At 53.5% G+C, this 12,676-nt stretch carries 16 protein-coding genes; 5 read left to right on the forward strand and 11 right to left on the reverse strand.

The window, feature by feature from the left end:
* Nucleotides 1-224: 224 nt before the first annotated feature.
* The 11 genes from P8N76_00800 to P8N76_00850 all read right to left on the reverse strand — a co-directional run bounded on the left by P8N76_00800 (nt 225) and on the right by P8N76_00850 (nt 9,381).
* A complete protein-coding gene (locus P8N76_00800; GenBank protein MDG2380188.1) occupies nt 225-1,421 on the reverse strand; it encodes a DUF4912 domain-containing protein in 1,197 nt (398 codons plus the stop codon).
* A gap of 338 nt (nt 1,422-1,759) precedes the next feature.
* Entirely contained in the window at nt 1,760-3,577 is a 1,818-nt protein-coding gene (locus P8N76_00805) for a Na(+)/H(+) antiporter subunit D (GenBank protein MDG2380189.1), read from the reverse strand.
* On the reverse strand, nt 3,570-3,821 hold the full coding sequence (locus P8N76_00810; protein MDG2380190.1) for a hypothetical protein: 252 nt from the start codon (nt 3,819-3,821) through the stop codon (nt 3,570-3,572). The genes P8N76_00805 and P8N76_00810 overlap by 8 nt, the downstream gene beginning before the upstream one ends.
* Nucleotides 3,821-5,299: a proton-conducting transporter membrane subunit gene (locus P8N76_00815; GenBank protein MDG2380191.1), complete on the reverse strand. Its 1,479-nt coding sequence runs from the start codon at nt 5,297-5,299 to the stop codon at nt 3,821-3,823. Before P8N76_00815 ends, P8N76_00810 begins: the two co-directional genes overlap by 1 nt.
* Nucleotides 5,296-6,780 (reverse strand): monovalent cation/H+ antiporter subunit D family protein, encoded by a 1,485-nt coding sequence (locus tag P8N76_00820; protein ID MDG2380192.1) that lies wholly within the window; start codon nt 6,778-6,780, stop codon nt 5,296-5,298. Before P8N76_00820 ends, P8N76_00815 begins: the two co-directional genes overlap by 4 nt.
* The gene (locus P8N76_00825) at nt 6,780-7,127 is read right to left on the reverse strand and encodes a cation:proton antiporter subunit C (protein ID MDG2380193.1); all 348 of its coding nucleotides are present in this window, start codon (nt 7,125-7,127) and stop codon (nt 6,780-6,782) included. Before P8N76_00825 ends, P8N76_00820 begins: the two co-directional genes overlap by 1 nt.
* The gene (locus P8N76_00830) at nt 7,127-7,567 is read right to left on the reverse strand and encodes a Na(+)/H(+) antiporter subunit B (protein ID MDG2380194.1); all 441 of its coding nucleotides are present in this window, start codon (nt 7,565-7,567) and stop codon (nt 7,127-7,129) included. Before P8N76_00830 ends, P8N76_00825 begins: the two co-directional genes overlap by 1 nt.
* The gene (locus tag P8N76_00835) at nt 7,564-8,214 is read right to left on the reverse strand and encodes a DUF4040 domain-containing protein (protein ID MDG2380195.1); all 651 of its coding nucleotides are present in this window, start codon (nt 8,212-8,214) and stop codon (nt 7,564-7,566) included. The genes P8N76_00830 and P8N76_00835 overlap by 4 nt, the downstream gene beginning before the upstream one ends.
* Before the next feature lie 7 nt (nt 8,215-8,221).
* Nucleotides 8,222-8,539: a monovalent cation/H(+) antiporter subunit G gene (gene mnhG / locus P8N76_00840; protein MDG2380196.1), complete on the reverse strand. Its 318-nt coding sequence runs from the start codon at nt 8,537-8,539 to the stop codon at nt 8,222-8,224.
* Nucleotides 8,539-8,808, reverse strand: a complete 270-nt coding sequence (locus P8N76_00845) for a monovalent cation/H+ antiporter complex subunit F (protein MDG2380197.1) — start codon at nt 8,806-8,808, stop codon at nt 8,539-8,541. The genes mnhG and P8N76_00845 overlap by 1 nt, the downstream gene beginning before the upstream one ends.
* A 6-nt stretch (nt 8,809-8,814) precedes the next feature.
* Nucleotides 8,815-9,381 carry a Na+/H+ antiporter subunit E gene (locus P8N76_00850; GenBank protein ID MDG2380198.1) on the reverse strand — a complete coding sequence of 189 codons (567 nt, stop codon included), beginning with the start codon at nt 9,379-9,381 and terminating at the stop codon, nt 8,815-8,817.
* Nucleotides 9,382-9,793: 412 nt separating this feature from the next.
* Between P8N76_00850 and P8N76_00855 the strand changes: the two genes are divergently transcribed.
* From P8N76_00855 to atpF, 5 genes are all read left to right on the forward strand, one after another.
* Nucleotides 9,794-10,114 carry an AtpZ/AtpI family protein gene (locus P8N76_00855; GenBank protein MDG2380199.1) on the forward strand — a complete coding sequence of 107 codons (321 nt, stop codon included), beginning with the start codon at nt 9,794-9,796 and terminating at the stop codon, nt 10,112-10,114.
* Nucleotides 10,111-10,536, forward strand: a complete 426-nt coding sequence (locus P8N76_00860) for a hypothetical protein (protein MDG2380200.1) — start codon at nt 10,111-10,113, stop codon at nt 10,534-10,536. Before P8N76_00855 ends, P8N76_00860 begins: the two co-directional genes overlap by 4 nt.
* Before the next feature lie 18 nt (nt 10,537-10,554).
* Nucleotides 10,555-11,511 carry a F0F1 ATP synthase subunit A gene (gene atpB, locus P8N76_00865; GenBank protein MDG2380201.1) on the forward strand — a complete coding sequence of 319 codons (957 nt, stop codon included), beginning with the start codon at nt 10,555-10,557 and terminating at the stop codon, nt 11,509-11,511.
* Between the two features lie 113 nt (nt 11,512-11,624).
* Nucleotides 11,625-11,861 (forward strand): ATP synthase F0 subunit C, encoded by a 237-nt coding sequence (gene atpE / locus P8N76_00870; protein ID MDG2380202.1) that lies wholly within the window; start codon nt 11,625-11,627, stop codon nt 11,859-11,861.
* Nucleotides 11,862-11,913: 52 nt separating this feature from the next.
* On the forward strand, nt 11,914-12,660 hold the full coding sequence (gene atpF, locus P8N76_00875) for a F0F1 ATP synthase subunit B (protein MDG2380203.1): 747 nt from the start codon (nt 11,914-11,916) through the stop codon (nt 12,658-12,660).
* The last annotated feature ends 16 nt before the right edge of the window (nt 12,661-12,676 follow it).

Raw genomic sequence — 12,676 nt, forward strand, 5'->3', positions numbered from 1 at the left:
CGTCAACACGAACATGGCAGAATAAACGCCAATGCTTCCGTGAAGCGGGTCGGATCGTAACAACAAACGATCGTCACCACAAGAACGATGCGGATGACTTTTTTCGGTAGCCTGAAACAGAGCCAGGCCGCAGGAAAATCCCGCGGCCTGGTAGGTTTTCAATCTCAATTTCTGGGCCAGTCGCTCGAACGCTAAACGCGTCGAGAAGCATGGCTTGATCGTCTCTACTGACCCGAGTCACGCAGTACCGGTTCCATCACCTTGGTGTTTCGCTCAACCGCCAGCACAATCGTTTGCTGGGTGGTGCCATCACTGCTGCTGCTGGTTACAGGGAGTACTTGTCGCCGGTCCGGCATGCTCATTCGAATCGTAAATGTTCCGTCGGGACGAAGTTTGATGGGTTCACCCCCAAGTGTCACATGAGCGTCGGATTTGGTGGAACCATAGATGATCATTTCAGCTTCCACATCAAAGTCGAACGCATTGGGCTCCAAGCCCGCCGCACCAACGCCGTATCGCGTCACCATGGGTGAGCCCACGGGACGTCGTAAACGCTCTTCCAGGACTTCCTGCAACTCCTCGGAGGCCATGTCCGATGAGTAACCGCCACTCAAAGCAAAAATGCGTTCGCAATTCTCAGCGACATCGCTCCAATTTTCGTCCATCGCATCGCAACTCCCAGGACGGGGCGTCGTGACGGAGTTGCTGCGGGCGACGGCATGAAATCGTTCATTCGATGCCAAGTAGCCAATTTCAATCCGGTAGCCTTTGGGTGGATTGTTAACGTCGATGTACCAGTTGTTGACTCCACCATGAATCTGGATGTCGCGAACATGCACCTCGGTCGGACTCGATACTACATCGTTGGAGATTTCAATCAAACGAAGCACTGGTTTCGCCGTGTGCCAATATTCGGCCATCGCGGCTTGAGCCCGTTGAATACAGCGACTGGAAAGTTCCCAGTGAGCGTGTAGCCAGAACGGGTCGCGGACCATCAAGACAACGCGGTCTTTGCCCGCTTCTGCCAATTCGGGCTTCGGCTTGATCCGTCTCGGAGCAAGTTTGGGCGGCGCGCCGGAAATATCTTTTAGCTTGTCTTGTTGCCGGTTCTGCTTCTGGATGCGGCGGGCAACCTTCGTTTGGGCGGCTGTCGGTTTGCGGCCCGCGCTGGTTGCTGCTTTACCTCGTGTGCTCGCGACGGTCTTGCCGCGTCCCGATGCGGTTACCGTTCGTTTCCGCGTCGCCTTGCCGTTGCCTTTGGAGCCGTTTTTCTCTCTCGTCGCCACGCTTTTGGCATCACGTACAATCGCACGGATTAAATCTTGCTTGCGCATCGAATGCCAACCCGTGATCCCACGCTTTTTAGCCATCTGGGCCAGGTCTTTGAGCGTGTATTCCTTCAAAGCTGCCGTTGTGATCAAGACACTAACCCTCCGATTTTACCGCTCGGATTGCCGAAGCAATTTCGATGTAGTTATGTTTGTTTAAAGCGTCCTTGAGACGCCACAGGCTCGAATTGCCGGCACTCCTAGCCGGCAAAATTAGCGAATTTTTCACAAAAATACGTCTCGTAACCTGCAGGCGAGGTGTCGGTTTGATTGGGCCCCAAAAAGGGGAGGTGGGCCGTTGGGTGAGGACGCCTATCGTGACTCCGGCTTGTGTCGGACTGGCTGTTGAGGTTGCTTAGCCAGCCCTGCCATGGGGTCCATCCGAAACGAGCCCGTCAGGCTCTCCTTTCGAACCAACCCATCAACGCATTTTAATCAACAATCTGCTTCGACGCAAAAAGTGACCCCCCATTGGAGGTGCTTGAGCTGTCGGAAGCGGCAGGCGTTGGCGGATTTTCGCCTTGTTTTCCCGATTCCTGGTAGTAAACCAGCAAGTAAGCAGCCAACAAAATGGCCGCCCACATGGCCATCCAACTTGTCGAACGACTCCGTCCCATGAAACCTTTGTCCCAAAATAGTCGCTCTAATCCTTGGTAAACTTGGGCCCCCGCCTGTTTTTGCAGAGGTCGAATCGACTCCGCTACTCGGCTGCAGATTTTGCTTATTTTTCGGATTGTCAGTGGGATAAGGAGCCGATACAGCCAGTCGAAATCGAGCAGAATCGATGGGTGACTGACCGGATAGAGTCCGAAATGCAGCAGGGCTGCGAAAGCCAAGCCGGTAAAGAACAGCAATTGTAATTGGTGAATGACATGGGAGACGGTGTAGGGATCGTAGTCGACGGAGTGCGGCAGAATCGAAAATAAAAGGCTTGGCATCAAGCCGAGAGTGATCAGTCCGACGCTGGCCAATCCCATGGCGATTCGCATATTAAGAGGCGCATCTTGAGGGACGGTCTCCGTTTGTCGCTTTCCGAAAAAGATCTCGTAGCAGATGCGGATTCCCGACACATAGAAGACGCCAGCGGAGCCGATTAAGAGTGCAAGCCAAGCCCACGTCAGGTGCTCTTTGGCGACGGCGGAAAGAATGAGCGATTTCGTGACGTAGCCAGCGAACAGCGGTGCGGCCATACCAAGAGTACCAATCATGCAGAAACAGGCGGTCCATGGCATCGCGGAAAAAAGACCACCTAGTTTGGAGGCTCGCCCGGTTCCGGTCTGAGTTATCACGGCACCCACCGCCATGAATAATAGGCCCTTGTACAAAATGTGTGACACGGCATGTCCGGCCGTGCCATTCAGAGCCAACTCGCTACCGACGCCCACGCCGACGACCATGAAGCCGAGTTGGTTGTTCAGGCTGTAGGCCAGCACGCGCCTTAAATCATCTTCAACCGCGGCAAAGATCAGTGGAAAGATGGCCATGATCACGCCGAGGACGATGAGTAGTTCCGTACCAGCAAAGCCACGAGCCAAGCCGTAAATTGCCAGCTTTGTTGTGTAGATGCTGAGGAATACCGTGCCGGTGGCGGTCGCATTCGGATAGGAATCGGGCAACCAGCAGTGGAGTAATGGGAAGGCCGCCTTGATGCCAAAGCTGAGAAAGATTAGCCAAATTGCCAAGCCATCGTCCAGCGAAAACGGACCCTCGAAGGCAAGACTTTGGGTACTTTGATAGTGCAAAATCGAGCCGGCCAGTAACAAGACGCCAGATCCGACTTGGATCAACAAATATCTCATCCCTGCACCGTAGGAGTCCGCTGTTCGTCCTGCCCAAACGAGGAACACGGATGATAACGCAGTGATTTCCCAGAAGATGAAAAGCGTGAGCAGGTCTCCGGCAAATACGGCCCCGATTGCCGATCCGGCATAGATCAGAGCCATTGAATTCTGGACTCGATCGCGGATTTGAATCGCATAGATCACGCTGATTAGCGTGGCCGCGTGAAAAATGTATCCCCAAACAAGGCTCAATTGATCGACGCGGATCGGAGTCAGGGACAGTCCCATCAAGGAGGTTTCCCAACGCATGTCGGTCGGTAGCGAGACCAAATGCATTGTGCTGATCACCGGCAAGAGCAACATCCAGCCTTGACGGACCTTGCCGTGTAGCAAGGGTATCAAAAGGGCTCCCAAAATCAGCAGCGAACCGGGAGGCAGATGATGAAATTGCCGAATCAGCTCAAGCATCGTAATAGTCCTCCTTACGACGCAAAATAAAACCGATTCCTCGGCCGATTAGCACCAGCAAGCTGGTGGTCGCGAATCCCACGAGCGGATAAAAGCCGAACCAACCTTCGAAAGCAAAGTGTGGATGTTTTTCGTAAGCCAACTCGAGCAGTAGGAGAAGCCCACAGATCAAACCGAGGACCGCAGGCAGATAGCCTTTGAGCTTGTCAAAGCGTCGATTGAAATGGTTGGTGGACTCTTGCATTATGACGTTGATTGGGCGATGGGGAGGAGGACTTCGTACAGTCGATCAGCAAAGAAAAACAATGCGATGCCACCAAGAGCGGTGAGGCAGAGAGGCAACACGCACATCAAGGGAGCCTCCTTGATTCCCGCTTGTTCTTGTGCCCCTTTCAGGTAGAAGCCACCAATCGCGACTGGCAACAAATACGCGATATTGAGAAGCGAGCTGATCATGAGAACGGCAATGAAGACAGGTTGGTTGATCGCAGCGGCACCCTCCGCCAAGTACCACTTACTCCAGGTACCGCCAAACGGTGGTAAGCCAATAATGCTGAAGGAGCCCAAGAGGAAAGCGGCCATGGTGATTGGCATCTGACGTCCAAGTCCTCGCATTTGGCTTATTTCTGTTTTATGCGTTGCGACGTAAATTGCACCGGCACAGAAGAACAAGGTGATTTTTCCCACCGCATGCATGGCGATGTGCATGCTGCCACCGATCACGCCGGCCGGACAGGCCAAAGCGGCTCCAAGGGTAATATAAGAGAGCTGGCTGATGGTGGAGTAAGCCAAGCGTGCTTTTAGGTTGTCTTTTGTCAGTGCAATAAGTGACGCAATCAACACGCTGGCTCCCGCGACATACATCAACCATTCGCTGATACGCGTGTCGTGCAGGAGTTCGATGCCGAACGTATAGACCGCGATTTTCATCACCGTGAACACACCAACCTTGACGACGGCAACCGCGTGCAGCAAGGCGCTGACGGGAGTCGGTGCGACCATGGCGGCTGGAAGCCAGCGATGGAAGGGCATCAATGCTGCTTTTCCTGTGCCGAAGGCAAAGAGTGCCAAGAGGATGGTGAGCTCGGTCGTTCCAATGAGGTTTTGCTTGTGAATCTCGGTGAAAATACCGCCGGGTACAAATTCAAGTGTTCCCGTTTTTGACCAGGTCCAAACGATCGCCAGCATCAAAAAGGCGATCGAGGTGGACATCAGGATGCCCAAATAAGTTCGGCCACCGAGCATCGCTTTTTCGGTGCCATGATGGGTGACCAACGGGTAGGTTGACAGCGTCATCAATTCATAGAAGACGAACAAAGTAAACAGATTGCTTGCCATGGCGGCACCCATGGCGGCGTTCATCGCGATTGCAAAACAAGCATAGAAGCGAGTTTGGTGCCCCTCGTGATGGGCACGCATGTAGCCGATGGCGTAGCAGGTTGTCACAATCCAGAGCCCGGACGCCACGAGTGCGAAGAGCATTCCCAAAGGTTCGAGTCGAAACGAGAGGGCAAAGCCTGGCAGCATTTCCAACGCGACCCATTCGGGGCGAGAGCCGGCAAACACGTCGCTGGCCAAACTCATGATCACGCCAAATAGGCCCAGGCCTAATCCGAGTGTGCCGATCTCCCGTAAATTCGGACGTTGACTGAATAGGAGTGCCCACAGCACCGCCATCCAGGGCAAGCCGATTGCGAGTTGGATACGGATTTGGTCGCTCATGATGCCACTCCCAATACCGCACGCGCCGCTTGTTCAGCGATCCCGACTGAGTAAGTTGTCCAGATCCCAAAGATTAAAGTGCCGATGATCACCGCATAGGTTGGCACGAGCATCGTGAGCGGTGCCTCGGCCAGTTTGGAATCGTCCTTCGGTGTTGCAAAGTACGCAACTTCGACGAACCGCCAGACATAGATGAGCGACAACAGTGAACTGAGTAAAACGAGCGCTGCGACGATGCCGGAATTGGCTTCGAAGGCGGCCGTTATTAAATACCACTTACTAATGAAGCCGGCCGTGAGTGGAACGCCGATCAAGCCCAGGCCACCCAACACCCAGGCAAACGTGGTGAGTGGCATGCGACGGCCAATTCCTCGGAGATCGTCGAGATGTAAAGATGGCAATCGCATTGCAAAACAGCCGACCGCCATAAATAAACCGCCCTTGATCAATGCATGGTTGAATAAATGAACGATGCCTGCGGTGAGGCCTGCACTTGTTGCCAGGCTGATCGCCAACACCATATAGCCGATTTGGGCGATGCTGGAGTAAGCCAGCATGCGCTTCAAATCTCGTTGAAAGATCGCGGTGGCCGAAGCGACAAAGATGCCGATGAGCGATAGGATCATCAAGCCACGATCCAGATGCAGCGTGGTGATGGCAAAGCCTGGCTTGAAAATCGTGAAAATCACTCTCAGTAATACGTAAACAGAAACTTTTGTCGCCGTTGCAGCGAGAAAGGCCGTCACGACGGATGGAGCTTGCGAGTAGGCGTTCGGCAGCCAAAGATGTAATGGGAATAAGGCCATCTTGAGACTCACGCCGACCGAGATGAATGCAAACGAAACCAAGATCGTTCGATTGCTCCCTTCCGACGTGATTTGCTCAAGTAAACGTGCTAAATCGACCATGTTGAGGCTGCCGGTCAATTCATAGGCTAAGCCGATACCGATGAGGATGAATGTTGCCCCAATCGTTCCCATGACCAGGTACTGGAACGCTGCCATTAATGCTTTTCGTGATTTTCCCAGGCTGATGAGCGCGTAGGTCGAAAGCGACGAGACCTCCAAAAAGACAAACAGATTGAACAGGTCGCCCGTGATGGTGATCCCCAGTAAGCCGGTTAAGCACATCAAATACATGGTGCAAAACAGGTAGTGCTGCTCCCAAGGGATCTCTTTGCGTAGACTTTGTGGCGCATAGGTGATCACGATGGCACCAATTCCCGCCACAAACCACAGGACAAAACCGCTTAAGGCATCAACGCGAAGCTCGATTCCCAGCGTCGGAGGAAAGTTTCCTAACCGATAGATGATGACGCCTTGGTTCAGCGTTTCGAATAACAACCATGTCGCGATGCCAAAAGTTAGCCAGCAGACGAGGATCGTCATCGCCATCACAATTTGTCGTGTTCGCACCAAGACGCACAGGGGCGCCGACAAGAGCGGGACAATGATTTGCAGAATTGGAAGGTGTTTTTCCATTACGAACGTTCGTCTTCCATCAAGATCTCGTCTTCTTCGATCGTCCCGTAAGCCTCGCGGATGCGAACAATCAATGCGAGAGCGGTCGCGGTCGTTGCGACGCCGACGACGATCGCCGTTAGCATCAGCACACTCGGCAGAGGATGCGAATAGGGACGCTGGGTATCAATCAGGATTGGAGCGGTTCCGTTTTTGATCTTGCCCATCGTGATATACAGTAAGAACACCGAGATCTGAAAGATGTTCAGCCCGATCACTTTTTGTACCAAATTGTTGCGTGCGATCACCATGTAAAAGCCGGTCATCATGAGGAAAATAACGACCCAATAGTTGTAGAGACTGAACATTATTCTGATCTTTCTCTGCCAGCAAACGAAAAGAAGATTGAGATCATCACGGCGGCAACGGTCGCACCCACACCAAGCTCGATCAAAAACATGCCCAGATGTTCGCCACTCGGCAACATGCCCCCGCCAACTTGGTGATCAAGCACGCTGTACTGTAGAAAGTTGCCCCCAGCTAATAAGGTTGCGATTCCCGTTCCACCATAAATCAATACACCGGTTGCCATGAGGATTTCGAGGATGTTGGGCCGAGCAACGCGTTGAGCTGCCTGCAAGCCAAACACCAGCCCGTAGAGGATGTAGGCTGCTGCCAAGATGACGCCGGCTTGGAATCCGCCTCCAGGACCGTAGTCACCATGGAATTGCACATAAAATGCAAGCAGGATGATGTAGGGAATTACCAGCTTGGTGACGACGCGCAGGATCGGGAAGTTGTTTTTCATGGTCGAGAATTCTCACGGCGTGGTCCGCGAAGCAAGATCAGCACCGCGATGCCTGCGGTGAAAATTACGGTCGTCTCTCCCAAAGTGTCAAATCCACGGTAACTGGCGAGTACGACCGTAACGACGTTCGGCGTCGGCTCATGGTGGCCATGATCGGCCTCTTCGTGTTGGGCCTCTTCGTGTTGGGCCTCTTTCGCGCGCGTGGGGGAATTGGCGGTTGGGGAACTCTTGTTGTGGTCCCCCTTTGCAATTTCAAGCGCCACATAGCCTGGCTTCGGATATTGATGGATCGGCGCGTTGGGATCACCGTATTCAGGTAGATCAAAAGTGCCGTAGATGAGGGCGAAGCCCGTCACGAGCACCACGGCCAGGGCAGCCCAGGGAAATCGTTGGGTCGGTTTGGCCGTGCGACTCGTCAGGGCTAGCGTGCCGAGCATCAAGACGGTGGAGATTCCAGCGCCAACTGCCGCTTCGGTGAATGCCACGTCGGGTGCGTCCAGCACGAGCATCCAACCGGCACCCAGGAAGCTAAAGATGCCAGTCATCATCACGGCAGCCCACAGATCTCGCATCCGCGCTACGGTGATTGCCGTGCAGGCGAGCAACGAGAGTAGTGGAATGACAATATATTGTTCGCTGAGTTGCACGGCTTATTTACTCCTCCGGCTCGGAGCGGTGAAGCGGCTCGAGCCCCTCGTTGAGAGCCACCTGTGCAAGTAGGTGGCAGGCTGTGGGACTCGTCACCAAAAGAAATAGCAAGACCATCAGCAGTTTGACGGTTGCGAGTGTCAGTCCTGCCTGGAACATGAGACCGATCAGAATTAGCCCAGCTCCCAGCGTGTCCGTCACTCCTCCTGCGTGCAGTCGTGTGTAGAAATCTGGAAGTCGTACGATTCCAATTCCGCCAATCACTGCAAAGACAGAGCCCGTCAGCAGAAACAACAGGGTTACGATGTGGAGAAAGATTTCCATCAGGAATCTACCGTATCGGCAAAGTGGCCAAATTTTGAAAAGCGAAGCACAGCCACCACTCCAATGAAGTTCATGAGGCTGTACAGTAAGGCAATATCCAACAAGTCCGTCCGCTCAATCACGAATCCAAAAACGCTGATCAGCAGCACGGTCTTCGTACCAAACATGTTCAGGGCGAGGATTCGATCGAATACGGTCGGTCCCCATGCGGCTCGGACGAGTGCCAGGCTCATCGTCACCACGATTGCCAGTACCACTGCTGCATACATCGAAACTTATCCTTCCAATTCCGTGACACGACGATTCATTTCGCCCGACAAATCTTCCGCAGCTCCTTCGTGCGACAAGGCGTGGACTTGAATGAATCCATCTTGTAGCTCAACCGAAATCGTTCCCGGTGTCAGGGTGATCGAATTGGCCATGATCACGCGGCCAACAGCCGTTTTTTGATCCGACTTGACGTAAATCATCGAGGGACTGATTGGTAGTTTCGGATCTGCGATGCGGCGGGCCACATCGAGGTTGGAACTCACGATCTCTTTGGTGAGCCAGGGGAGATAGCGAGTGAATGGTTTCAGGCCGAGCCATACGGGTACCGACTCTTCATCCAGAATGCCCATACAATGGACCGTCCAGAGTGTGAAGGCGATTGACAGCAGCCCCAGGGAGATCAGAAAAACCGTAGGATGCCCCGACCATAGCAGCCATACGAGCAGCAGAGCAGTTCCTAGACTAAGGGCGTTTTTCACGTCGGTCTGGCTCGCAGGGAAATTCGAAAGTTGCTTCCACAGTTCGTAATATACGGAGGCCGACTGACCTTCACAATCGGGGCGAGAATCCATGATCGGTTGGGATTTTCCTGCAGGACATGCTCCGATTACCCATCCCTGGGGCGCCTTCAACGAGTCGACGTCGTTTTCGGGTCGCTCACCCGATTAACTTTCGGCTTACTTGCCCGTTTAAGCAGTGAACTGGGCAGGCAGCCAAGCGACAATGAGTGGCTCGTGATTTGGTCAAACAGCCGGTCGCTCAAAGCGAATCTTGATGTTGGCTGGCTTCGTAAATGTGCACTCGGCAAACGGCTGATGTTTGCGAATAGAACTTTGTGAAAAAAGGCACGAATTCAACTTTCGCTCTGTTGACCAGTTTCGGTGCTTGCGATAGATTGGGGCCAACTTGTGGCGAACGACAGTGGCACGGAGAGTCTAGGTCGTCGCAACTTGTTTGTTGTAAGCTGTTTTCAGTATCGGTCTTATGCTTTTTTGGGTGGCGGCGTTGGCCGTCCCGATCGGCTCAACCACGACTGACGTGAATCAGAATTCCGACGACCGCTCGTCGCATGCGATTGCCTATCAATGGGCATCGAAAATCACGACCGTATCGCTAGAGATGGTTGTGCCGGGCGTCATCGGTTTGTTTGTTGATCGGTGGTTGGGGACTGTGGTGCTGTTTACCCTGGTCGGGTTTGGCCTAGGGCTTACCTTGGGGATTGCTCATCTGCTGCGGATGACGGCCTCCAGTGTTGGAGATGCATCGAACGCGATGTCGGGCGAGCAGGAAAGAACGAAACGGTGACGGAGACGCTGGAAACGTGGATTAAGCGAGTCGGTAGTTGGACGCTGCTGTCCCGGGTCAGCCTGTTGTTAGGCGTGTTTGCTGCCTACCTGCTTCTGGTTGCCCCTGTCGCCTGGTGGCTGGACGGTTTCAGGGGTGTCGTGGCTGCTGGTTTTGCAACCTTAATCTGCTTTGTTTCGGGCTTGCTGGCTTTGGTCGTGACATCCCTTGTGGCCACTCCAGATCGGGCTGCGACGCATGCGGTGCTGGGGATGTTTATTCGAATGAGCTTGCCTTTGCTCGCCTGTTTGATCATTACACAACGTGAGTCGGATCTCACGGCAGTCGGATTTGCTTGGTATTTGGTCGGCGCTTTTTGTGTTGGGCTCTTTGTTGAGACCGCAATGTCGCTTGGTCAGATAAAATCATACAACGGATCGTAGAAGGTTGGGGAACTCCCCATGGCACAAGACGCACATGGCTCGAACGATGGGTCGCATTTGTTGCGCCCGGGTCATTTAATAGGCCACGTTAAAGACGCTGATTACTTTGAGTTTCCACGGGCGCTGGTCGGCGCCGGAGAAAATGTGCCGGCTGCTGAGCGTGGTAAGCTGAAGATTCCTCAGCCTTTCTACCAAGATGGGCAAGCGGCGATCTACGCGCCGTCCACGAATTTGATTGAGCCATTTGACCTGAAGGTCACGAAGTTCATGGTTCTGGAATTGGTGGCTGCGGTGATTGTCGCATTTCTTGCTATCTCGCTCGCGGGTAAAATGCGTGGTGGACGACTGCCGAAAGGTCGTGTCTGGCAAGCGCTGGAGGCTGTGCTTTTCTTTCTGCGGGACGAAGTAGCACGGCCGGCGATTGGGAAAGCCGACGCGGATCGGTTTCTTCCCTTTTTGTGGTCGGTTTTCGGCTTTGTTCTGGCTTGTAACCTGCTTGGCATGGTGCCGTGGATGGGTTCGCCGACCGGAGCGCTTGGTTGTACGGGAACGCTTGCATTGTTTACGATGGCTGCCGTGATCGGTGCTGGTTCGAAGCAGTTAGGCGTTGTCGGTTTCTGGAAAGCCCAGGTTCCGCATATGGAATTGCCGTTCGTGTTGGCTATTTTTTTGAAGCCGATGGTGTTCTTGATTGAAGTGCTGGGAATGATCATCAAGCACTTTGTTTTAGCTGTGCGTTTGTTGGCTAATATGTTTGCCGGGCACTTGGTGCTTGGTGTGTTGGTGGCATTCGTCGGAGTTATTTGGTACGAAGTTACCTCGGTTTCTCATCCACTATTTTTGGGCGTGACAACTGCCAGTATCGTAGGTGCAATCGCTTTGAGCTTGCTCGAGTTGTTCGTTGCCTTTTTGCAGGCTTACATTTTCACGTTCTTATCAGCATTGTTCATTGGTATGGCTGTACATCCTCACTAGGGTTGCAGCGTGTTTAGATTTACCGTTCGTTGAATCAGGAGACGGAAAAAGTGTTTAAGTGGACCAAGATCGCCTTGTCTGTCGTGGCTCTTCTCGCTGTTGCAACACCAGCTATGGCTCAAGATGCCGCAAGTGGTGGAGTGAATGTTATAACCGGTTCGGCGATTGGCGCTGGTCTGGTTATGCTCGGTGCGGGTTTTGGCATTGGTCGTATCGGATCATCTGCTGTGGAAAGCATGGCTCGTCAACCGGAGGTTGCTGGTGGTATTCAGACGGGCATGATTATTTCTGCCGCTTTGGTTGAGGGTGCGACGTTCTTTGCCTTGATCGTCTGTATGCTTGCTGGTTGATCGTTTTTCGGGTTGGATCTACCAAACTACGTTTTACGCAGGGAATATCGCGATGCACGATCGTATGTGGTTGCATCTTGTGGTGTGGTCACTCGCTTTGCTCGGACCGTTGTCCGGGGGTCAAGCGTATGCTGCGGACAATGCAGAAGTGACCTCCGAACAGGATGTTTCGGCTGGTGAACAGGCCGGCACGGGAACGCACGACGCGGATGGGCATGCTAGTGATGGGCATGCTAGTGATGGGCATGCGGATCATGGTCACTCGGGTGATAGCCATGGTGCGGCAGCTGATCACGGCGAAGTGCCGAGTCCAATTAGTGTCGATCCGGATTTGGCTATCGTCACGGCTGTCATTTTCTTTGGGCTGTTGGCTGTGCTCTGGAAGTTTGCCTGGAATCCGATTATCGCAGCTATCGATGCTCGCGAAGGTAAGATGGCGAGCGATCTAGCGGCTGCTGCGAAAGCCAATGAGGAGTCGAAGCGGCTTTTGGCGGCCCATGAAGCAAAATTGGCGGAAGCTGCTGCGGAGGTTCGTCAGCTGTTGGATGGTGCTCGGAAGGACGCGGATGTGCACCGCGAAAAGATTTTGGCGGAGGCTCAGGCCGCTGCCCAATCGGAAAAAGATCGAGCAATACGAGAGATCGAATCGGCGAAAAACGCGGCGTTGCAGGATGTCGCAGAGAAAAGCGTCGATACGGCCGTCGCATTGGCTGGCAAGATTGTGAAGCGGCAGCTGTCTGCTCAGGATCATTCGCAGTTGATCGGTGAGGCCCTAGAAAAGTTTCCAAGTAAGAACTGATCATCTGGTAGACAGT

The sequence above is a fragment of the Pirellulaceae bacterium genome, assembly GCA_029243025.1.
In the GTDB taxonomy this organism is placed as follows: domain Bacteria; phylum Planctomycetota; class Planctomycetia; order Pirellulales; family Pirellulaceae.